Raw genomic sequence first — 21,297 nt, forward strand, 5'->3', positions numbered from 1 at the left:
CCAACATGTCTGAACAACAAGCACAGGGCGCTGACGCGGTAGTCGATCTTAACAACGAACTGAAAACCCGCCGCGAGAAGCTGGCAGCACTGCGCGAGCAGGGCGTGCCGTTCCCGAACGATTTTCGTCGTGACCACACCTCAGACCAACTGCACGCTGACTTCGACGGCAAAGAAAACGAAGAGCTGGAAGCGCTGAACGTAGAAGTGTCTGTGGCTGGCCGTATGATGACGCGTCGTATCATGGGTAAAGCCTCTTTCGTGACCTTACAGGACGTTGGCGGTCGTATTCAGCTGTACGTTTCCCGCGACGATCTGCCAGAAGGCATCTACAACGAGCAGTTCAAGAAGTGGGACCTGGGCGATATCCTGGGCGCGAAAGGCAAGCTGTTCAAAACCAAGACCGGTGAGCTGTCTATCCACTGTACCGAGCTGCGTCTGCTGACCAAAGCACTGCGCCCACTGCCGGATAAATTCCACGGTTTGCAGGATCAGGAAGCGCGCTATCGTCAGCGTTACCTGGATCTCATCTCTAACGATGAATCCCGCAAGACCTTCAAAATCCGCTCCCAGATCATGGCCGGTATCCGTCAGTTCATGGTTAACCGCGACTTTATGGAAGTGGAAACCCCAATGATGCAGGTGATCCCAGGCGGCGCGTCTGCGCGTCCGTTCATCACGCATCACAACGCCCTGGATCTGGACATGTACCTGCGTATCGCGCCGGAACTGTACCTGAAACGTCTGGTGGTGGGTGGTTTCGACCGTGTGTTCGAAATTAACCGTAACTTCCGTAACGAAGGTATCTCCGTTCGCCATAACCCAGAGTTCACCATGATGGAACTCTATATGGCTTACGCAGATTACAAAGACCTGATCGAACTGACCGAATCCCTGTTCCGTACCCTGGCGCAGGACATTCTGGGCAAAACCGAAGTGCCTTACGGTGACGAGGTGTTCGACTTTGGTAAGCCGTTCGTTAAGCTGACCATGCGCGAAGCTATCAAGAAATACCGTCCAGAAACGGAGATGGCTGACCTGGATAACTTCGACTCTGCGAAAGCGATTGCAGAAAGCATCGGCATCAAGGTTGAGAAGAGCTGGGGTCTGGGCCGTATCGTGACTGAGATCTTCGAAGAAGTGGCAGAAGCGCACCTGATTCAGCCTACCTTCATCACCGAATACCCGGCAGAAGTGTCTCCGCTGGCGCGTCGTAATGACGAGAACCCAGAAATCACTGACCGCTTCGAATTCTTCATCGGTGGCCGTGAAATCGGCAACGGCTTTAGCGAGCTGAACGATGCTGAAGATCAGGCGCAGCGCTTCCAGGATCAGGTTGATGCGAAAGCGGCTGGCGACGACGAAGCTATGTTCTTCGACGAAGACTACGTGACTGCACTGGAACACGGCCTGCCGCCAACCGCAGGCCTGGGCATTGGTATCGACCGTATGGTAATGCTGTTCACTAACAGCCACACTATCCGTGACGTGATCCTCTTCCCGGCGATGCGTCCGGTGAAATAAGCCGTCAGGACGTAAAAAAAGCCCCGTGCGATTATCGCCGGGGCTTTTTTATTGTGTGGCGAAAGCGCGGAGCGCGTCGCGTGCGACGGTGGCTTCCATCACCATCCACGGGCTAAATGCCCAAGGCGTTGCGTCCAGCGCACGGAATAACGCTTCCAGCGTGACCCACTGGTACTCCATCACTTCATCATGGTTGATGGTGACGTCGGCAGTGACGCGTGCGGCATAAACCGGGCAGATCTCGTTTTCGACAATCCCGGAAGGATCGACTTCACGATAGCGAAATTCAGGCGCGACGGCGGTAATGTCAGTAATCTCTGCGCCCACTTCAAATCGGCAGCGGCGGATAATGGCCTGTTCAATCTCTTCACCGGATTGAGGGTGGCCGCACACGGAGTTGGTCCAGACGCCAGGCCAGGCTTTTTTGCTCATGGCGCGCCGTGTCACCAGACATTCGCCTTTTGCGTTAAACAGCCAGGATGAGAAGGCCAGATGCAGCGGGGTATGCGACGTGTGTGCGGCGTATTTCTCCTGAGTGCCAATTACCGTTCCCTGGTCATTTACTAAAATGACGTGTTCTTGAATGCTCATTCCTGCTCCAGTGCCAATAATGCGGATGGTTCTGCACCATCAGCAGAGGAGTATTATACGGCATTCTTATACGAACGGTTTGTCTCCAGGAGCGGAAAAGGGCTGACCCTTATCTCTCCGGGCTGGTATCATAGTGCGCCATTTACGCTGACCGAGGATCCGTTTTGTTTGCAGGAAGCCTGACCAGAAACCCCATTATTGCCTTATCCCTTCTGACGCTAACGCTACTGCTGGCGGGGTGTTCGGGCAGTAAATCCTCCGATATGGGCGGTGCGGTGTACACCGTTAAGCGCGGAGATACGCTGTACCGAATTGCGCGTACAACGGGCACTAGCGTGAAAGATCTGGCGCGGATGAACAATATCCCTGCGCCCTATACCATCGAGGTGGGGCAAAAGCTGAAGGTTAACGGCGGCTCTTCTTCTACAGCAAAAAATTCCACGTCGTCTAAAACGAAAACCGCCAAAGTGACACCATCTTACGCAGTGCCGCAATCGTCCTGGCCGCCGGTCGGGCAGCGCTGCTGGGTCTGGCCTGCCAGTGGCAAAGTAGTGATGCCGTATTCAACGTCTGAGGGAGGAAACAAGGGCATTGATATCTCTGCGGCGCGCGGGACACCTGTTTATGCATCCGGTGCCGGGAAAGTGGTTTACGTCGGCGACCAGCTGCGCGGCTACGGTAATCTGATCATGATTAAGCATGGTGAAGATTACATCACGGCGTATGCGCACAACGACACTATGCTGGTGAACAATGGGCAGAACGTGAAGGCGGGGCAGAAGATTGCGACCATGGGCAGCACAGGGACGGACTCGGTGAAGCTCCACTTCCAGATCCGCTATCGCGCCACGGCCATCGATCCGCAGCGTTATCTTCCGGCACAGGGCAGCAAACCGAAATGCTAAGTGATTATTTAATCGCCACTTAGTCATCAAGAGGCTTGTGTGAAAGTGCGTAAGGCCTATAATGCTTTACGCACTTCAAAGCGGGTGTAGTTCAATGGTAGAACGAGAGCTTCCCAAGCTCTATACGAGGGTTCGATTCCCTTCACCCGCTCCAAAATGCCCCTATCTTTATTTTCCCATCCGCCCATGAACAAAAAACAATACAATTTCGGTGCAACTGGCGGGGTATCTTTGTTTCACGCAAGAGTTTCCCATCTGCTTTGCTCATAGCTTGAAGTTATTGTTTTTCGCTCATTTTAAATCTGCCGCAGGCGTTGTGCGAGCAGACCATGCTGATTCCATTCATAACCCTCTACTGGTGCTAATAGTTTTGCGTATCTTGCCCGCCGAAAATATTGGCCCGACTGCTGGATGTTGTGCCATCGTCATAGCGACAGTCCTGGCCATCAAAAATGTTGGCTCGGCAACTATCCGCCATAGCAGTATTCAACGAACCCGCAAAAATAATAAATACTAAAACCCACGGCTTAGTGTTCATGGCTATTCTCTGAAAATGAATGGGAGCAACGGTAGCTATACTATGTCTGACAGCGTAGTTAAAGGGTAAAACGAGAACTTCCCAAGCTCTATACGAGGGTTCGATTCCCTTCACCCCATCACGCCAATTACCCCTGCAACAATGAAAGTACCGCATCCGGCAGATGGTTCGATTTCGCCAGCACCGAGTTCCCCGCCTGTTGCACAATCTGCGCGCGAGACATTTGCGACACTTCTTCCGCGTAATCAGCATCTTCAATTCGCGAACGCGAGGCGCTCAGTGCCGTGGAGGTTGCCGCTTGCACATTCTGCGCGGATTCGAGGCGGTTCATGGTTGCGCCCAGCAGGCTACGGCGCTGATCGACACGGGCAATCGCCGCATCGAGAGTTGCCAGTGGATCTTCCGGATTGCGCAGACGGATCCCATCACCGGTTTCCCGTAGATTGATGGTGGTCCAGCCCGTTGCGGCGTCGGTTGTGGCGGTATAGCTGTTGGGATAATAAATCTGGATCTCGCCGCTGCCGTTGAGTGTCTTAATCAGCAGCGAGCCGTCACTTTGCTGTACCAGAGTGGCGCTTTTACCATCCGCGCCGAGGTTCATCACATAATTCCCGTCAGCATCGCTATCGAGTACGTTAGCGAAGGTTTTGCCGTCGTTATCCGTATAGTTCAGCTGCATCTTTGCCGGGTCGATCGTTACGTAAGATGTACCGCCGACGGTGCTGACATCCGTAAAGGCGTTTTGTGCAGTCGCGGTGTTTGCCTGAACGGTCATGGCGGGTGTTCCGCCATCGCTGCTGACAGCAACAGAGGCGGCATAATAGCGAAAATCGCCGCCGCCGTTGTCCACTTCCATAAAATACGAGCTGCCATTTTTCACCAGCCGCGCGGTGCCGGAAACCGCATTCCCGCTGCTGTCCAGGAAGGTGGGGGTGGCGCTGGTTAAATCTACCGCCGGTGTACTGGTGACGTTAACCGGTGATGCCAGGGTCGTCAGCGCCGTGGGGTCAGTGACTTTGGCCTGCATTGCCCCGGTCGGGCCCCAGTTGAGTTCGGCTTCGTAATAGTCCGTTCCCTGCTGGATATAATATTTGCCGTTGCTGCTCACCAGCGCATCGGCGCTCATCGCCGCGTTGCTGTTGTCTACAAACGAAAGCCCTGACACCGCGCGTGACGGCAGCGTGGAGATATCGCTGTAGAGCGGTGAAGATGTCACGGCTGAAACGCTTACGCTGGCCGAACTGGTAGCGGTATTGTACGTCGCGCCGTAGTTCGCCGTCAGATAGGTGTTTTTCCCCTGCGCATCGGTGCCCTGAATAAACAAAATACCGCTGCTGCTGCGAACCAGTTTGGCGGATGTTAGCGCGACGCCTGCGGTATTAAAGGTGACGCTGGTACTGCTGCTGCTCAGCGAGATATTGCTGGCGGAGCCCAGTAGCTGATCGGTCGGCGTCACTTTGCCGCTAATTCCGCGGATCACCAGGTCGGTCAGTCCAAGTTCGTCAACGCTGAAACCCGGTTTGCCAAGGAAGAGGCCAAGGGTTTCATTATCATTTACGCCAACCTGTATCGGCACATTCCCGGCGCTGCCATCGAGCACGTTTTTGCCATTAAAGGTGGTCTGTGAATTAAGACGGGCAATCTCTTTCAGGTTGACGTTAATTTCAGCCTGAATGCTGTCTGCATCTTCCAGAGTGTAGGTTTCACTCAACGACTGAACGGACAGCTCACGAATGCGCTGCAAGCGCTGGTTAATTTCGCTGAGCGCACCTTCCGCCGTTTCGGCCATTGAACGCCCGTCGCTGGCGTTTCGCTGCGCCTGAAGAAGACCTTTAATCTGGCTGCCCATACGGTTAGCAATCGCCTGACCTGCCGCATCGTCTTTGGCGCTGTTAATTCGCATCCCGGAGGAGAGTCGCTCAACGGATTGCTGTAATACGGAACTGGTCTTTAACGCGGTATTTTGTACTACCAGAGTATTGACGTTGGTGATGATCCCAGACATCGTTCACCTGCTTTTCTTAGTATTATGCTTTGAGAGATCATCGTCCAGGAAGAGGATATATTTAGGTTAAATTAACCACTATATTTCAGAGGTGACTTTACCGAAATTTTTCTGAGCCGCCAGGCTGAAATTTAAAATTGAACCCCTTTTCTTTTTACTCGCTAAATATCGCCTGATATATCTGTGCGCTAGCTCATTGGCTGGGTCATGCGCCCCGCGCCGTTTTATCCGGCAGCTATGATAATCCACACCTCTGGTTTGCCAGTGTGAACTACAGTTATCAGTTCTGAAGCAGTAACCGCTTAACTTTCTGGTCTATACTGGCAAAGTCGCCAGGCTACAGGGCAGTGCCATGCATATTTTACCTCCTGTTCGACCCGAACAGTCCATTGAACGTCTGACTGCGATCCTTGAACCGATCGCGGAGAACGTGAAATTAGTTCCGCGTAAGCGCATCACCTGGACGCATAAAGGTCGGCAGCAAATGTACCTTTTCCAGCAGGGTGAGTTGTCTTTGCTGCGTGCTTCTGACGGGCTGTTGCTGGTGACGGTTTATGAACCGCATCTGTTTGGGATCGCCGAGATGATCCAGCCTACGCAGGGACATATTCTGCGGGTGGAAAGTGAATCGACCGTTTTGCGTGCCGATGCAGACCATGCCGCCACGCTTTTTCGCGAACAGGGCGTATGGGAGGATGTCGCGGCAGTGCTCTCGTATCACACGGCCTATTTAGTTTACCGTGATGCCCAGGTGGTACAGCAACGTACCTATTCCGTTATTCGCAATCATTTGCAGGAGATGATATTGCTGCCCGAAGAAGCGCGAATGCGCACGACAATTCTTGACTATATTCAGGATCGTACGCTATTGTCGCGCAGCAGTATTCTCAATGTATTATCGGCGTTAAAAAAAGGGCAATACATCTCATTTAAGCGTGGCGGTTATTTGCTGGAGATGACGCATTTACCGGAATCCTTCTAGTGATAATTTAAAATTAAACTGAAAATCAATTAACGACGCACTTATTTATCTATATCGTTTGCTGACTGAAAACATTCAATTAAGCAAACGGGATTTATATGAAAAAGACACTTGTCGCATTAATTATTGCTAATGCCTTTACCGCTACCACGGCGTTTGCGGCAGCTAATGCAGGCACCTGGTACAGTGGCGCTAAATTTGGCTGGTCTCACTATTTTGATGCCAATACCGCGTCTAAGGCGCACGACAACAACAACGGCTCTAACCAGTATAATGTCGATCACGATAACGTCGGTGGCGGTATTTATACGGGTTACCAGATAACGCCATGGCTGGCCGTTGAAGGTGGTTACGATTATTTAGGCAATATGCAGATTAATGGTCATCATAGCGCGGGTGCGCAAATGAAAAGCCAGGGTTTGCAGATGTCCTTAAAAGCCAGCTACGGCCTGACGGACAGCTGGGATATTTATGGTCGTGCCGGGGCGATGGCCTATCGCGCTGAGTCCGATGTAAGTGGTCACAATCGTTTTGATACTGGTGTACGCCCGCTAGCTGCTGTCGGTACGGAGTACGCATTCAACAAAAACTGGGCGGGTCGCCTGGAGTATCAGTGGGTGAGCAACGTGGGTAATGCCAACCAGATAGGCGTCAGCAGCGATGTGAGCTCTGTAACGGCAGGGTTAACCTATCGTTTTGGGCAGCACGATTAAGACTTGCCAGAATCATGATAATAGAAAAAGCTCGGCTACGTTTGTAGCCGGGCTTTTTGACATTTAACCGGCCACTAAAGGTTGAAGGGCGATATTAATACTTCTCAGACCCATCTCATTATTATCTTTCAGATATTGCTGGTTAATCATATCCAGTTGCTCCAGCTTCGTCAGAGAGGCATATACGCGCTGAACCGGACTGTCTTCGGTAAAAATATCTTTCGCTGTTGTGTTTTGTAAATAGTGATTTTTCAGGCTGGTGGTTAGCACATTAATGTGTTGCTTGTTCGTTTGGTAAAGTGCCGCAATGTGTGAAGTTTGCACCTCTGCGGGTTTTTCACCGGGCAGAACCAACGGGATTTGCAGGTGGTTTATCTTTTCAACCTCATCCTGATGAGGGGCGCTACACGCGGCTAATGTACTCAAGTTGAATATAGCCACAAATAATGACAGTTTCTTCATGGAATAACTCTGGGTAAATGAGAGAGACTGACATTATCTAAAACGTTGACTGCGCTATCAGATTTAAATTGTTTATTTTTAAATGTATTAGCGATGGGGTATAAAACATGCAGGTGGTAGCTTTGTTTCTTCGACACTCATTATTATCTATCGAGGATTTATGAAACTGAAAATGCGTGTTAGTGCAAAGGGGTTATTGCGCCACTTTCGCAGGAAATGATCAAGGGCGAGGAGGGCAATGTTATCTGGAACCCGCATTGCCTGGATACCTTTGATTTCTGGTTCAATATTGTTACGCCATAAGCGGTAGCACGTGTTTGTGTCGGGTGGCACTTCGCTTACCCGACGTTGGTTTTGCAGGCCCGGTACGCGAAGCGCCACCGGGCACTGTCAGGTTTTCATCACCCTTTAGGGAAGATCCAGACGTGTTTTTCCGGTAACGACAAATGGCAGTGCTGCGGATCCCGAACGTCATGACCATACGCGCGGATCACAAAATCATCCCCCGCGGTACGGAACAGATATTCCCAGCGATCCCCCAGATACATGCTGGTGAGTAACGGCAGCTCAAGCTGGTTTTCTCCCGGGCCGTCCACCACTGCTACACGCTCCACACGGATAACCGCCGTGGCTTCACTCCCTGCTTTCACGCCTTCCGCCGCCTGGCCCCACAGCCTCCAGCCGTTGCCTTCAATGTGCGCTTTGCCGTCGCGGACTTCGGTCACTTTGCCATGCAGGCGGTTGTTACTGCCCATAAACTCGGCGGTAAACAGCGTTTTCGGCGAGCCATACATCTCCTGCGGCGTACCTTGTTGCTCAATTTTGCCGTTGTTCAGCAGCAGAATACGATCGGAAATCGACATCGCTTCATTCTGATCGTGCGTGACCATCAGCGCCGACAGGCCGAGCTTGATAATCAGCTCACGCAGGAACACGCGGGCCTCTTCGCGCAGCTTGGCGTCCAGGTTCGAAAGCGGTTCATCCAGCAGGATCACCGGCGGGTTATAGACCAGCGCCCGGCCAATCGCCACGCGCTGTTGCTGACCACCGGAAAGCTGGTGCGGGTGGCGCTTACCCAGATGGCCCAGGCCGAGTTGATCCAGCACATCCTGAACGCGCTGGGTTACCTCTTTCGCTGGGACCTTACGCAGCTTTAAAGGATATGCCACGTTCTCAAAAACGGTTTTGTGCGGCCACAGGGCGTAGGACTGAAACACCAGCCCCAGGTTGCGTTCCTCTGCCGGGATTTCACTGCGCGGTGTGCCGTTGTAAACGCTGTTTTTGCCGATGACAATCGAACCCTGGGTCGGCTTTTCCAGGCCCGCAACCGCGCGCAGCAATGTGGTCTTGCCGCTGCCCGATGGCCCCAGCAAGGAAACTACTTCGCCGCGTTTGAGGTTCATGGAAACCCCTTTTAACACCGGGTTGTCGCCGTAGGTTAAGTGCAGATTTTCGACCGCTAATTCAATCATGTAATTTAACTCCGAAGCGAAGGGCAATGCCCAGACCTACCACGACCAGCAGGATGTTAATAAAAGAGAGCGCAGCCACGATATCAATGGCACCCGCCGCCCACAGGGAAACCAGCATCGAGCCTATGGTTTCCGTACCTGGCGAAAGCAGGTACACACCGGTTGAGTATTCGCGTTCAAAGATCAGGAACATCAACAACCATGAGCCGATAAGACCGTAGCGTGATAACGGGATGGTGACGTGACGGGTAATTTGCCCGCGCGTTGCCCCTGTGCTGCGCGCCGCTTCTTCAAGTTCAGGCCCGACCTGGAGCAGCGTTGAGGAGATAAGCCGTAGCCCATATGCCATCCACACCACGGTGTAGGCCAGCCAGACGCTGAAGATGGTGCTGCGTAATGAACGCAACCAGACAATCAGATGTTCACGCATCCAGTCTGACCACGCAAACCCGGAAAGCCAGCCTGATTTCAGTGAGTTATCCAGCCACATTGGCAGGAACAGGAACACCCACAGGAAAGCCAGACCCGCAAGCAAGCCCGGCACCGCACGTGGCACCAGCACGCTGTAATCGAGGAACCGCGTGGTGTTGTCCGGTTTGCGGTGCATGGCGATACCGACAAACAGATAGCAGGCCACCGCCAGCGCACCGCCAATCACGCCGATAGACATCGAGTTGACGATGGCGCGCAGCAGGTTTGGTTGTGCCCAGATAGTGCGGAAGGTGCTCAGGGAAAGCTCATCCCAGAGAGATACTCCCACCCCCCAGTTTGAGATAAACGCGCGTAACACCACGCCAAGCAGTGGAACGCCAATGGTCACGGTCAGCCAGAACGCCACCACGGCACCTGCCACCCAGCGCCATTTGCCCAGCGGCAACGCGCGCGCCTGTGACGCTTTGCCTTTCACGGTCACAAAGCGGTTGGCAGTGCGCATCAGGCGACGCTGTAACATGACCAGTGGGATGGTGATACAAATCAGCACCACGGCCACCGCCGCCATCAGGTGATAAGACGGTGTGCCGAGCTTGTTGGTCAGCTGATACAGGTAGGTTGCCAGCACCATGTTGCCTTCTGGATCGCCCAGCACCAGCATCAGGCCAAACACCTCCAGCCCGAGGAAGAACAGCAACACGATGGCGTACAGAATAGACGGACGCACCATCGGCAGGCTGACGGAGGTCATGACCTGCAAGGGAGAAGCCCCCGCCGTGCGCGCGGCTTCTTCTACATCAGAACCCACGCTTCGCAGCGCCGAAGAAATATACAGATACGCGTGCGGAACATGCGTCAGGCCAGCGATGACCACGATGCTCGACATGTCGTAGATATTCCAGGGCACAAAACCAATCAGCGACTGCGCCCACAGAGATAAAAAACCAACCGGCCCGGCGGCGACCACATAGCCAAAGCCCAGAACCATCGGCGACACAAAAATCGGCACCAGGATCAGCGGCTCAATCAGACGCCGGCCAGGCAAGTCGGTGCGAACCATCAGAAACGCCAGTACCCCGCCAAGCGGAATGGCAATAACGACCAGACCGAACGCGAGAATGAAGCCGCTTCTGAGTGCTTTATAGAAGTCGGGGTCGGTGAAAATAAATCCAAATGATTCAAAGCTCCACTCTTTAGCCGGAGAAAAAAAGGGAGCCGATAAGAAGCTCTGTATCACGATGAACGACAGCGGAACATAGATAACCAGAGCGGTTATCAACACCACTACGCCGCGAGGCAGGCTTTGCCACTTTCTGTGTAATGTATTCATAGTGTATCCCTGGTGCTGGAACCCAGAACAACGACATCAGGTGAAGGAGCGCGGCAGAGCCGCCGCGCTATGACCGGACTTATTTAGCTGCGGCTTCGCGCCACTGTTTGATGTAGTCCAGACGTTTTTTCGGTTGCAGGTATTCCAACAGGCTTTCATCAACCGGGATCGGTTTCAGCGCGCTGCCCAGCACTTTGGTCAGGCCATCGATATCATTTTTGCCTTCGATATCGTTACGAATGGACGGGATATCAGCCTGATTCGCCAGAATACTTTGCCCTTTTTCTGACAGCACATAGTCCAGCCACAGCTTCGCGGCGTTGTTGTTTTGCGCCTGCTGGCTGATAAAGGACACGCGCGATAACACCAGGGTGTAATCCTTCGGATAGGAGATGCCCAGTGACGGATCGTTCTTCGCACGGGCTTCAGCGTAGGAGCCAAGGATGTTAAAGCCAATCAGGTTTTCACCTGACGATACCCTTTCCATCATCGTGCCGGTTGAAGACTGCACGGCTAAACCGCCTTTGGCGATATCAGCCAGGGTTTTCAGGTAGTTTGGATCGGCCTTGAAATCCTGAACGGAGAGCATAAAGCCCAGCCCGGATTTTTCGATGTCGTAGGTGGTGACTTTGCTCTTGAATTTATCGCTCTGGCTGGCGATAAGTTTAGCCAGCGCCGCGTGTGAATCCGGTACTTCGGCCGCAGGAATAAGGCGTTTGTTGTAGATAAAGACCACTGGCTCATAGGTGGTGCCGTAGGCTTTATCGCTCCAGACTGCCCATTTTGGTAACTGGCTTTGCTCAGGGGATTTGTACTCCTGCGCATAGTCGGTAGCGAGCTTCAGTGCGGTATCCATTGAGGAGCTCCAGACCACATCACCGCTGCTGCCACCGGAGGCTTGTTCGCTGATAAAACGGTTGTACAGCTCGGTGCTGTTCATGTCGTTATATTCAACTTTAATGCCCGGGTAGGTTTTCTCGAAGCCCTCAATCAGCGGCCCGGCGGCTTTGGTGTCGGTGGTGGAGTAAATCACCACTTTGCCCTCTTTGGTCGCAGCATCCACGACTTTTTGATACTCGGCAGGATAGCCCTGCGGCAAAGCAGACATTGCAGACGTAGAGATCAGTACAGTAGCGGTAAGCAGAGAAATTCGGAAAGTGTTCGACATTATAATTAACCTTTTAGTTACATTTGAGGAACTAATGGTCAACATAGCGTATGGGGAACATCAGACAATAGGGGGGCGAAAGCCCCGCTTCCGAAGTGTGATTGTCGGCGTTGTTTCGGCAATTAACACCATTAAATCCGCAAAACACCACCCGGTTTACGGCTTATTCTTTGGCGGGTGCTTTGCGATATAGCCGTCTTGGATGGCCAATATTGCCGTACAACATTTCGATGCTAATAAAACCGCTCTCCACGCAGTATTCCAGATAACGGCGGCCCGTGGTTTTGCTGATGCCCACGTTTTCTACCACCTCTTCTACAGACATATTGCTTTCAGGGTTATCCGTGAAAAAGCGCTTAATGCGCTCCAGCGTGTTGGGCTCAATCCCTTTTGTGGAAGGGGCCGGGGAGGACTCTGCCGCAGGCAGATTAAACAGGCGATCCAGCGCATGTTGATCCACCACCTTCACCTGTTGCACGGTGTGAATGAAGCGCAAAAACCGCTCAAGCGAGGCGTGCAGGCGCTGGAAAAACACCGGTTTTATCAGGTAGTCGAACGCGCCGCTGCGCATAGCATGGCTACAGGTTTGCATATCGCTGGCCGCAGTGATGAAAATGACCGAGCACTCAAAACTCTTCAGCAGCGGGCTGTCGATTAAGTTCACGCCTTTACCATCAGGAAGATAGTTATCAAGCAAGATCAACCGTGGCTGATGGCGGCTAATCAGCTCACGCGCCTTTTCCAGCGAAGGGGCAATGCCGACAACGCGCAAATGGAAATTCTGCTCAATATACTCACGATGCAGCTCGGCGAGGTGAGGTTCGTCCTCAACAATGACGACATCAATTGCCCGGGTAGTAGTCATGTGTTAGCCCTGTCGAACGGAAGGTTTAAATGGAATAAACACCGTGAAAATAGTGCCTTGCGGGGTATTGTCGGTGATTTCAATATTGCCACCGGCCTTATCAATATATCCTGCCACCAGAAACAGACCGATACCGTGCTCGGAGCCCGTTATTTCGTTGCCGGTGTCGGGCTTACTTGTGAATCCCTGTTGGAAAATATGCGGCTTCATGGCATCGTCCACGCCGCAGCCCCGGTCGGCTACTTCTATCAGCAGCTCCTGGTTTCTGTCCGAAATATAGAGTTCCACTGCGGCGGGTACGGGCGCTTTCAGCGTGGCGTCCACGGCGTTATCCAGCAGGTTGCCTATAACCGACATCAGCTCTGTTTCGTTGAGCGTTAACGGCATATGGGTTAACTGGCAGGCAGGATCGAAAAGCAGTTCAACACCTTTTTCGTGCGCGCTGACGTATTTCCCCAGCAGCAACCCGCATAATGCCGGCGACGTGAAACGGGCAGAGACAAAATCCAGCACCTTTTGCGCGCCATCGGACTGGGCCTGAATGTAGCGAATGGCCTCGTCATAATGCTTCATCTGCAACAACCCGACGAGGGTAGCGGTCCAGTTTAATTGCTCATGGCGCATAATGCGCAGATTGTCAGCGTAACGCTTTATCTGGCTCAGCTGGCTGCTGAGGGTGTTAATGTCGTTTTTATCGCGGAAGCTATACACCCAACCGCTTTCGACACCCGCCTCAACCTCCATTGCCACGCGGTTAACGATCACTTCCCGATGATTAAGGACGGCAATCTGATCGTGGCTACCGCTGCTTATTGAGGTATAGCGCTGTGAAAAGAAACCGGGTGAGGTCTGCAACACCTCATCGAGCGGTTTGCCGATAAGCTCTTTTTCGCTCTGGCGAATATCCAGCAGTTCTCGCGCCGCCCGGTTTATTAAAATCAGCTGCTTTTCAGCATTTACCGCAAATACGCCCTCGTACATGGCTTCAAGCAGGGCTTTTTGTTGCAGAACCAGCTGGGCAATATCTTTGGGCTCCAGGCGGAACATCTGCTTTTTGAGATTACGGGTAAACAGCCAGGAAAAAATAAACAGCAGAAGCAAAAGTCCAATGCCATATAAGCCCGACTGCCAGAGGATGCGGGCATTAATATTGGCAATGTACGAGGTCAGATAACCCACCGAGACAATCCCGATCACCTGATGTTGGGCATTAAATATCGGGGCCTTGCTGCGTAATGAAACACCGATCCCCCCTTTACGTACCGAAATAATGGTCTTTCCCTTTAAGACCTCGGCATTATCCCCACCAATCATGGGTAAATTAAGGCGTTCAGGTGATTCTGAGTGATACAGATGCTGCTCGCGGGTATCCCCGATAACAATATAACTGGCATCGCTTTCTGCGCGTAAAGGCTGAATTAAGCGGGCAATGCCGCTGATATCTCTGGCAGCGACTTTATCGGCAAGCCCCGGCATCAGGGCTATTTCGCTGGCCTGCACACGCGCACGCTGTCCGAGGTCATGGTGCAGCTGTCGGTCGATAAAATGGAACAGAATCGCACCCAGCAGCACTAATAGCAGACAGGAAAAGAACACCAGAGATAAAAAAAGCTTCACCTGAAAAGGGAGTCTGCGTTTCATATGTCCTGCGGCTGAAATACAAAAATGAGATATTTGCGGAGCCTGACATGGGGAAATGTGACGTGCAATCTGACAAAAACAGAGTTGTGAGCTGGCTTTTCGTTTTTTGCGTGGATAGCCATCAGGATCCCACAAGGCTATGCTTTGTTCAGCACCATAATAACTACAGAGGCAATGTCATGGATAAAGAACTACTGGACGCAGGTTACCGGGCCTATACCGGGGACAAAATTGATGTCTACTTCAACACCGGGATCTGCGAACATTCAGGGAATTGTGTGCGCGGTAGCGCTAAGCTATTCAATCTGAAACGCAAACCGTGGATCATCCCGGATGAAGTGGATGTAGAAACGGTTATTCGTGTGATTGATACCTGCCCGAGCGGTGCGCTGAAGTATCGCCAAAAATAAGCGAGGAACTATGGATATTCTGGAAGGCCATAACAAGTTTTATGTGAACGATGCAGACGGAAATCAGGTCGCCGAGATTGTGTTTGTCCCGACCGGCGAGCACCTGAGCATTATCGAGCACACCGATGTCGACCCGAGCCTGAAGGGGCAAGGCGTCGGTAAGCAGCTGGTGGCGAAAGTGGTGGAGAAGATGCGCGGTGAGAACCGCAAGATTATCCCACTGTGCCCGTTCGCGAAGCATGAGTTTGATAATACGCGAGAGTATGACGATATTCGGGCGTGATGTTCCACCGTCTGCACGATCGGTGGTAGCGTTCCGTTCACTATAGCTTCTCCGCTACCTGTTTATCCCGCTGCGGTGAACGTGTTAAGGGGGCTATCGCCGCCCCCTTAACAATCCCGGCTCCCGGCCATGAAAATCGCCGCTTCGCGGTTCCCTCGGCTTTTTCCCCTTCGCTTTCGGGTCGGGCGAGATCCTGCATCCATGCAGGTCACGCCCTCTCCGCGCATCCCTGCGCGTCGCCCCGGCTACGGTGAAACGCCTCGGCGATTTTCTGCCGGACTGGCATCACCTCAACCTACACTGCGGCCGGAAAGGGGCACGGGTGTTGAGTCCCCGCTAAAATCGGCGAGCCGGAGACCGGATGACAAGGTCTGGACGCCATGGATGGCGGCCAGAGGCGAATCGAGACAGGATGTCGAGTTGAGCCGACCGCAGGCAGAGGGTCGGGAGGTGAGCGAAGTGCGAAGCACCGATTTTGTTGCGGGGCCGCGGGGATTGAAAAGGGGGCCGCGGTGGCCCCCTTTTCCCGTTCACGGGCTGTGAAGAATAAATGTTATACCGGAATAGAAGTGAACGGAACAGCCTGCATCCTCATTCCTCGAATCACCCCACAAACATCACCGACACACACAACACCCCCACAATCAACGTTAGCAAATTCCCCACCGAACGATACTGCTTCAGCGATGGAATCAAATACGTCGACAGCGTCGGCATAATAAACAAAATCATGGCAATCAGCGGGCCGCTGATGGCGTAAATCATTGAAATCGCATTCGGGTTAATACAGCACACCACAAAGGTAATCAGCGACACGCCCAGGATGGAAACCGCACGGTTATAGGCGCGGCTTTTCTTCACCCCCACCTGATTCAGCGACGACTTCACTATCTCCGTCGCTCCCTCAATCACCCCAAAATAGGTGCCGAGGAACGATTTCGACATCGCGATAATGGCGACAATAATGCCGGAAATCCCAAGCCAGGCAGGAGAAGAGGGCATCATCGACAGCGCCGACAAAATCGTTACCCCTTCCTCTTTCGCCGCCACAATGTAAGACGGTGGAATGGAAAGCAGGCAGCTGAACACGAAGAACAGTACGCTCAGGCAAATAATCAGGTACGCCACCTTCATGATTTTTTTGCATTTACCCATGGCGGCTTCACCGTACTTCTCGCGACGATCGACCGCAAACGTCGAGATGATCGGGGTATGGCTAAAAGCGAAAACCATCACCGGGATAGAAACCCATACCTGGTGCAGCGTATGTTGATCGAATGCCATCTGGCTTGTGAGCAGCTCAGGTTGCCAGCTACCCGTCAGATAGAGCGATAAAAACAGGAAGTAGGCGATCAGCGGAAACACCAAAAATCCCATCACTTTAATGGTGATATGGCGCCCCATCAGGAAGATCAGATTCAGCGCCAGCACCACGCCAAAACTCACCATCACCCGCACACTAAGGTCGACCGTCATGCGCTTCGCCAGCTGTTCGGTGAGCGAGTTTGTAATCGCCACCGCGTAGATAAGCACCACCACAAAGAAGGCGACAAAATAGAGCGCGGTGATCAGGTTACCGATCTTCTTACCGTAGTAGTGGCACACCGCTCCGGTGATCCCTTCGTTGCCTTTTGTTTTCGACGACAGGATAAATTGCGCCAGCGCTTTGTGCGGCCAGTAGGTTAACGGATAAGCCACAAGGGCTGTAATAAGCAGGACAATGGCGCCTGCGGAGCCGATCTGAATGGGCAAGAACAAGGTTCCTGCGCCCACGGCAGTGCCATAGAGGGCGAAACTCCAGAGAGTCTCTTCTTTTGACCAAATTTTCGACATTAGAGCAACGCATCAACTATAAAACGAACAAAAAGGAGTGCAATTTACCATAATTATGAGAGGAGATCGCCGTTGCTTCTGAGTGGTTTGGCCGGAGCGGGTGTCCGGCCAGTGGAGAATTAGCCTGCCAGGGCGCGTCGTTGCTGGCGACGCTTGATGATTTTCTCGCGCAGAGTGTCATACGCCCAGTTATAGAACATGGTGTAGGGCAGGAAGAACAGGAAGAAACCTATTTCCAGTGTGAATGCCTCAAGCAGCGTGACGCCGAGCACGGCAGACACGATGCTTACGCCGATCACAATAAAACCGCATTCGAATCCTAACGCGTGCAGGGCGCGGACTTTGGCCGTGCGTTTCACCCGCTGTACAGGCCAGAAACGGTCAAAGCCAAAGTTATAGATGATATTCCACACCATCGCCGTGGTGGCCAGAATAATGGTCAGGCCGCCCATTTCAACCACTGAACGTTGCATTAACCACGCGGCCGTCGGGGCGAGGATCGCCGTGGCAATCCCTTCAAAACAGACCGCATGGAAGATTCGCTCCGGTAGCTTACGCTGGAGTGCATCCTGATGTTGCATAGTGACCTCATTAATTCGCCAGAATGGGCGTTGTTGCGGCCTATTTTTATCGCTAAAGATGATATATAAAAGATGGTATCCATCGATAAAATAGATACTTCATGCGCTATTCACCCGAAGCTCTCACCGCGTTTGTCGAAACGGTTGCCGCCGGTTCGTTTTCTGCTGCCGCACGTCGGCTGCGTAAAAGCCAGTCCACCATCAGTACCTCCATTGCCAATCTTGAGGCCGATCTGGGCTTTGAGCTGTTTGACCGTTCGGCGCGTCAGCCTGTATTAACCGCGCAGGGCGAGCAAGTGCTGGGTTATGTGCAATCCATTCTTGCGGCCAGCGCGCGGCTCGATGAGCTGGCGGTGTCGCTGACGGCGCAAACCGAAGCGCGCCTGACATTTGTGCTTTCCGATACGCTGAACCCGGACGTGCTGGAAGATCTGATGAAACAGTTCGACCAGCGTTTTCCCCATACGGAATTCGAATGTCTGATCGGCGAGGAAGAGGATGTTATCGACCTGCTGCAAAAGGAGCGGGCGCAGGTCGGGCTAACGGAAGCGCGCGACGGCTACCCGACCGATATCGGTGTCACCCGGCTGCCCATGCAGACCCGGATGGCAATCTATGTTTCTGCCGACCATCCCCTTGCTGCGCAACATGAGACACAGGCTGACGAACTTCACGGCTGGCGCGAGTTGCGCCTGAGTACCTATCTTGAGCGGGAAACAACGCTTGCGCGGGGGCCGGTCTGGTCAGCGCCCAATTACCTGTTACTCTTGAGTATGGCGGTGCAGGGCTTTGGCTGGTGTGCGCTGCCATGCGCGCTAGTGGATGAGTTTGCGGCATCAAAATCTCTGGTGCAGCTGAACGTAACGGGCTGGCCGCGCGCGATCGGGATTGATCTGCTGTGGAACAAACGATCCCCGCCAGGCGTCGCCGGAAGCTGGCTGCGCCAGTATTTGCAGGATGCACGCTAATCCTGTGACTAAACTCACTTTTTTTAAACAATTGCGTCAATTGTTGATAACAATCCTCTACTATCGTCATGTCATTTTATACAGAGGTCGTGATGAAAGATGTCGTTATAGTGGGTGCGTTGCGTACGGCTATCGGCTGTTTTCAGGGAGCACTGTCGCGCTATTCTGCCGTTGATCTGGGCAGCGTGGTGGTGAAGGCACTGGTGGAACGCAGCGGGATCGCCGGGCATGAAATCGACGAAGTGATCCTCGGTCAGGTGCTGACTGCCGGTGCCGGTCAAAACCCTGCGCGCCAGGCGGCGCTCAAAGGCGGCCTGCCGAATACCGTGTCTGCAATTACCATCAACGATGTCTGTGGCTCTGGCCTGAAAGCGCTGCATCTTGCTACCCAGGCGATACAGTGTGGTGAAGCGGATGTGGTAATTGCCGGAGGGCAGGAAAACATGAGCCGCGCCCCGCACGTCCTCACCGACAGCCGTACCGGCGCGCAGCTGGGCAACAGCCAGCTTATCGACAGCCTGGTGCATGACGGGTTGTGGGATGCGTTCAATGACTACCACATGGGCGTGACGGCAGAAAACCTGGCGCGGGAGTACGGCATCAGCCGCGAGCTTCAGGATGCCTACGCGCTAAGCTCACAGCAAAAAGCCCGTGCGGCTATCGATTCCGGGCGGTTTCGCGATGAAATCGTGCCCGTCAGCACGCTTAGACAGAGCGGTGAATCTGTTGTCGTCGACACGGATGAACAGCCGCGTACCGATGCCAGCGCCGAAGGGCTGGCAAAGCTGAATCCCGCATTTGAAACCCTGGGCTCGGTGACCGCCGGGAACGCATCCTCTATAAATGACGGTGCAGCAGCGGTGATGATGATGAGTGAAAGCAAAGCCCAGGAGCTGGATTTACCCGTGCTGGCGCGCATCAAGGCATTTGCCAGCGTAGGTGTTGACCCGGCCTTAATGGGGATCGCACCGGTCTATGCGACCCGTCGCTGCCTGGAGCGCGCGGGCTGGCATCTCAGTGATGTAGATCTTATCGAAGTGAACGAAGCCTTTGCGGCTCAGGCCATTTCGGTAGGCAAAATGCTGGAATGGGATCCGCTGCGCGTCAATGTCAACGGCGGGGCGATAGCCCTTGGCCACCCGATCGGCGCATCCGGCTGCCGGATCCTGGTGTCACTGGTCCACGAAATGATGAAACGTAATTCCCGTAAGGGGATCGCCACGCTGTGTATCGGTGGTGGGCAGGGGGTTGCGCTAGCAATCGAAAGGTAATATTCCATCAGCCCGACACTAAAGCCTCCTGCCTGGAGGTTTTTTTTGACATGAAGAATCATATTTTTACCCTTTTCAGGTAAATCTAAAGTTATCATTAATACTTGCACGCCGAATTATATTCCCCGCTAAGTTTTTAGTGTGATCTCTCCCATAAAAATTCACCTTAAAGCCCCTTTTTTGTTGACGGGGTTCACGTCGATCCTTGCCAAAAAAAATGAAACAAATAATTACGATCTTTGTCACTAAAATTACGTTTATAAAAAAATAAACTGCAATTCCATAAAAACGAAACGTTATTTCAATTGAGGGTTTTTCATGTTTAAGAAATCTCTGGCTCTTGCTTCCCTTGTCGGTGCGTCTTTTGCAGCTCAGGCTGTTACTGTTGATTTACGTCATGAATACATCGATAGCGGCTCGAACGCAGATCGCGTATCTGTTTCACATCGTTTTGAAAACGGCTTAGGTTTTTCGGTTGAGGCGAAATGGAAATCTGGCGGCGATAAGGCCGACCAGCCATTTGCTGATGTGGTGGGTAACGGCCACGAAGACCAGATTAGCTGGCGCTGGAAAGCAACGGACAATATCTCGTTGACACCTGCGTTTACGATTGAGAGTAATGACAGCCGAACTATTTATAAACCGAACCTGCACTTGCAATATAGCTTCGATAATGGGTTCTACGTTGCGGCGCGTTACCGTTATGAATATACCCGTTATCCATCAAGCTCAAATAAGGACGATGATAAAGTAAACCGTGGTGATGCCTGGGTTGGCTGGGTAATGGGCAATTTCCGCACTGAGTTGAACTATGTTTACGCGAAAAGTTCGGAAGGTATGATTCGTAATAATAATAAAGATTACTCCAACGAATATAACGCCAAGCTGGCATACAAATGGGATAAAAACTGGGCACCCTATGTTGAAGTGGGTAACGTGGGCGTGAAAGATACCGATGAGCGCCAGACCCGTTTCCGTTTAGGTGTGGCGTACTCTTTCTAAGACATAATAAGCAGTACCTCCGGGAAAAAGACCGGCTCCGCGTGAGTAATGCTTGTCAGTGAAGCACGGTGCAGGGTTCCGTTCACCTTAATATCAGCAGAAAATAATTCGTTCAGAACACGTGAACGGGATAAGGGGGCCATCGCGGCCCCCTTATCAATCCCCGCGACCCGCAAAGAAATCGGTGCTTCGCACTGCGCTCACCTCCCGACCGTTTGCCTGCGGTCGGCTCGACTCGACATCCTGTCTCATTTCGCCTCTGGCCGCCATCCCTGGCGTCCAGCCCTTGTCATCCGGCCTCCGGTTCGCCGATTTCTGCGGG

At 52.8% G+C, this 21,297-nt stretch carries 19 protein-coding genes and 1 tRNA gene; 10 read left to right on the forward strand and 10 right to left on the reverse strand.

Translation table 11 applies throughout. The features are described from left to right. Nucleotides 1-5: 5 nt before the first annotated feature. Nucleotides 6-1,523 (forward strand): lysine--tRNA ligase, encoded by a 1,518-nt coding sequence (lysS, locus tag ACS603_RS15005; protein ID WP_182062332.1) that lies wholly within the window; start codon nt 6-8, stop codon nt 1,521-1,523. 48 nt (nt 1,524-1,571) lie between these two features. On the opposite strand, the gene idi is transcribed toward lysS, so the two are convergent. After that, on the reverse strand, nt 1,572-2,114 hold the full coding sequence (idi, locus tag ACS603_RS15010; protein WP_474944507.1) for an isopentenyl-diphosphate Delta-isomerase: 543 nt from the start codon (nt 2,112-2,114) through the stop codon (nt 1,572-1,574). Nucleotides 2,115-2,278: 164 nt separating this feature from the next. On the opposite strand from idi, the gene actS reads away from it, so the two are divergent. Together actS and ACS603_RS15020 are read left to right on the forward strand one after the other, a co-directional pair. After that, nucleotides 2,279-3,019 carry an amidase activator ActS gene (gene actS / locus ACS603_RS15015; RefSeq protein ID WP_474944508.1) on the forward strand — a complete coding sequence of 247 codons (741 nt, stop codon included), beginning with the start codon at nt 2,279-2,281 and terminating at the stop codon, nt 3,017-3,019. Nucleotides 3,020-3,099: 80 nt separating this feature from the next. Further along, a tRNA-Gly gene (locus ACS603_RS15020) sits at nt 3,100-3,173 on the forward strand. Between the two features lie 511 nt (nt 3,174-3,684). Here ACS603_RS15020 and ACS603_RS15025 read toward each other — a convergent pair. After that, nucleotides 3,685-5,562, reverse strand: coding sequence for a flagellin N-terminal helical domain-containing protein (locus ACS603_RS15025; RefSeq protein WP_474944509.1), 1,878 nt, complete (start codon nt 5,560-5,562; stop codon nt 3,685-3,687). Nucleotides 5,563-5,914: 352 nt separating this feature from the next. On the opposite strand from ACS603_RS15025, the gene ACS603_RS15030 reads away from it, so the two are divergent. Together ACS603_RS15030 and ACS603_RS15035 are read left to right on the forward strand one after the other, a co-directional pair. Further along, nucleotides 5,915-6,544: a winged helix-turn-helix transcriptional regulator gene (locus ACS603_RS15030; protein WP_182062328.1), complete on the forward strand. Its 630-nt coding sequence runs from the start codon at nt 5,915-5,917 to the stop codon at nt 6,542-6,544. Between the two features lie 98 nt (nt 6,545-6,642). Then, a complete protein-coding gene (locus tag ACS603_RS15035) occupies nt 6,643-7,257 on the forward strand; it encodes an outer membrane beta-barrel protein (protein WP_182062327.1) in 615 nt (204 codons plus the stop codon). 63 nt (nt 7,258-7,320) lie between these two features. Here ACS603_RS15035 and ACS603_RS15040 read toward each other — a convergent pair whose 3' ends face one another. The 6 genes from ACS603_RS15040 to ACS603_RS15065 form a co-directional block, all read right to left on the reverse strand. After that, nucleotides 7,321-7,719, reverse strand: coding sequence for a hypothetical protein (locus tag ACS603_RS15040; protein WP_315686712.1), 399 nt, complete (start codon nt 7,717-7,719; stop codon nt 7,321-7,323). A 401-nt stretch (nt 7,720-8,120) separates the two neighbouring features. Further along, nucleotides 8,121-9,191 carry an ABC transporter ATP-binding protein gene (locus ACS603_RS15045; RefSeq protein WP_182062325.1) on the reverse strand — a complete coding sequence of 357 codons (1,071 nt, stop codon included), beginning with the start codon at nt 9,189-9,191 and terminating at the stop codon, nt 8,121-8,123. After that, the gene (locus ACS603_RS15050) at nt 9,184-10,953 is read right to left on the reverse strand and encodes an ABC transporter permease (RefSeq protein WP_182062324.1); all 1,770 of its coding nucleotides are present in this window, start codon (nt 10,951-10,953) and stop codon (nt 9,184-9,186) included. Before ACS603_RS15050 ends, ACS603_RS15045 begins: the two co-directional genes overlap by 8 nt. Nucleotides 10,954-11,032: 79 nt before the next feature. After that, complete coding sequence (locus tag ACS603_RS15055; RefSeq protein ID WP_182062323.1) at nt 11,033-12,121, reverse strand: ABC transporter substrate-binding protein; 1,089 nt, start codon at nt 12,119-12,121, stop codon at nt 11,033-11,035. A gap of 163 nt (nt 12,122-12,284) precedes the next feature. Continuing rightward, a complete protein-coding gene (locus ACS603_RS15060) occupies nt 12,285-12,986 on the reverse strand; it encodes a response regulator (RefSeq protein WP_474944510.1) in 702 nt (233 codons plus the stop codon). A 3-nt stretch (nt 12,987-12,989) separates the two neighbouring features. After that, nucleotides 12,990-14,627 (reverse strand): ATP-binding protein, encoded by a 1,638-nt coding sequence (locus ACS603_RS15065; RefSeq protein ID WP_474944511.1) that lies wholly within the window; start codon nt 14,625-14,627, stop codon nt 12,990-12,992. 179 nt (nt 14,628-14,806) lie between these two features. Between ACS603_RS15065 and yjdI the strand changes: the two genes are divergently transcribed. Next, a complete protein-coding gene (gene yjdI, locus ACS603_RS15070; protein ID WP_182062320.1) occupies nt 14,807-15,037 on the forward strand; it encodes a 4Fe-4S mono-cluster protein YjdI in 231 nt (76 codons plus the stop codon). Nucleotides 15,038-15,047: 10 nt separating this feature from the next. Then, on the forward strand, nt 15,048-15,320 hold the full coding sequence (locus tag ACS603_RS15075) for a GNAT family N-acetyltransferase (protein WP_014071634.1): 273 nt from the start codon (nt 15,048-15,050) through the stop codon (nt 15,318-15,320). Nucleotides 15,321-15,923: 603 nt separating this feature from the next. Here the strand turns inward: ACS603_RS15075 and ACS603_RS15080 are convergent. Further along, on the reverse strand, nt 15,924-17,153 hold the full coding sequence (locus tag ACS603_RS15080) for an amino acid permease (protein WP_182062319.1): 1,230 nt from the start codon (nt 17,151-17,153) through the stop codon (nt 15,924-15,926). A gap of 119 nt (nt 17,154-17,272) precedes the next feature. Then, the gene (locus ACS603_RS15085) at nt 17,273-17,734 is read right to left on the reverse strand and encodes a multidrug/biocide efflux PACE transporter (protein WP_182062318.1); all 462 of its coding nucleotides are present in this window, start codon (nt 17,732-17,734) and stop codon (nt 17,273-17,275) included. A 101-nt stretch (nt 17,735-17,835) separates the two neighbouring features. Here ACS603_RS15085 and ACS603_RS15090 point away from each other — a divergent pair, with 101 nt between their 5' ends. The 3 genes from ACS603_RS15090 to ACS603_RS15100 all read left to right on the forward strand — a co-directional run bounded on the left by ACS603_RS15090 (nt 17,836) and on the right by ACS603_RS15100 (nt 20,975). Then, the gene (locus ACS603_RS15090) at nt 17,836-18,702 is read left to right on the forward strand and encodes a LysR family transcriptional regulator (RefSeq protein ID WP_182062317.1); all 867 of its coding nucleotides are present in this window, start codon (nt 17,836-17,838) and stop codon (nt 18,700-18,702) included. Between the two features lie 92 nt (nt 18,703-18,794). Continuing rightward, on the forward strand, nt 18,795-19,973 hold the full coding sequence (locus ACS603_RS15095) for an acetyl-CoA C-acetyltransferase (RefSeq protein ID WP_182062316.1): 1,179 nt from the start codon (nt 18,795-18,797) through the stop codon (nt 19,971-19,973). 318 nt (nt 19,974-20,291) lie between these two features. Then, the gene (locus ACS603_RS15100; protein ID WP_315686703.1) at nt 20,292-20,975 is read left to right on the forward strand and encodes an oligogalacturonate-specific porin KdgM family protein; all 684 of its coding nucleotides are present in this window, start codon (nt 20,292-20,294) and stop codon (nt 20,973-20,975) included. The last annotated feature ends 322 nt before the right edge of the window (nt 20,976-21,297 follow it).

The organism is Enterobacter sp. Li2LvB3 (assembly GCF_056156645.1).

Coding starts and splice junctions, on each gene's coding strand:
- lysS (WP_182062332.1), top strand. CDS start 6: ATGTCTGAACAACAAGCACAGGGCGCTGACGCGGTAGTCGATCTTAAC.
- idi (WP_474944507.1), bottom strand. CDS start 2,114: ATGAGCATTCAAGAACACGTCATTTTAGTAAATGACCAGGGAACGGTA.
- ACS603_RS15025 (WP_474944509.1), bottom strand. CDS start 5,562: ATGTCTGGGATCATCACCAACGTCAATACTCTGGTAGTACAAAATACC.
- ACS603_RS15030 (WP_182062328.1), top strand. CDS start 5,915: ATGCATATTTTACCTCCTGTTCGACCCGAACAGTCCATTGAACGTCTG.
- ACS603_RS15035 (WP_182062327.1), top strand. CDS start 6,643: ATGAAAAAGACACTTGTCGCATTAATTATTGCTAATGCCTTTACCGCT.
- ACS603_RS15040 (WP_315686712.1), bottom strand. CDS start 7,719: ATGAAGAAACTGTCATTATTTGTGGCTATATTCAACTTGAGTACATTA.
- ACS603_RS15045 (WP_182062325.1), bottom strand. CDS start 9,191: ATGATTGAATTAGCGGTCGAAAATCTGCACTTAACCTACGGCGACAAC.
- ACS603_RS15050 (WP_182062324.1), bottom strand. CDS start 10,953: ATGAATACATTACACAGAAAGTGGCAAAGCCTGCCTCGCGGCGTAGTG.
- ACS603_RS15055 (WP_182062323.1), bottom strand. CDS start 12,121: ATGTCGAACACTTTCCGAATTTCTCTGCTTACCGCTACTGTACTGATC.
- ACS603_RS15060 (WP_474944510.1), bottom strand. CDS start 12,986: ATGACTACTACCCGGGCAATTGATGTCGTCATTGTTGAGGACGAACCT.
- ACS603_RS15065 (WP_474944511.1), bottom strand. CDS start 14,627: ATGAAACGCAGACTCCCTTTTCAGGTGAAGCTTTTTTTATCTCTGGTG.
- yjdI (WP_182062320.1), top strand. CDS start 14,807: ATGGATAAAGAACTACTGGACGCAGGTTACCGGGCCTATACCGGGGAC.
- ACS603_RS15075 (WP_014071634.1), top strand. CDS start 15,048: ATGGATATTCTGGAAGGCCATAACAAGTTTTATGTGAACGATGCAGAC.
- ACS603_RS15080 (WP_182062319.1), bottom strand. CDS start 17,153: ATGTCGAAAATTTGGTCAAAAGAAGAGACTCTCTGGAGTTTCGCCCTC.
- ACS603_RS15085 (WP_182062318.1), bottom strand. CDS start 17,734: ATGCAACATCAGGATGCACTCCAGCGTAAGCTACCGGAGCGAATCTTC.
- ACS603_RS15090 (WP_182062317.1), top strand. CDS start 17,836: ATGCGCTATTCACCCGAAGCTCTCACCGCGTTTGTCGAAACGGTTGCC.
- ACS603_RS15095 (WP_182062316.1), top strand. CDS start 18,795: ATGAAAGATGTCGTTATAGTGGGTGCGTTGCGTACGGCTATCGGCTGT.
- ACS603_RS15100 (WP_315686703.1), top strand. CDS start 20,292: ATGTTTAAGAAATCTCTGGCTCTTGCTTCCCTTGTCGGTGCGTCTTTT.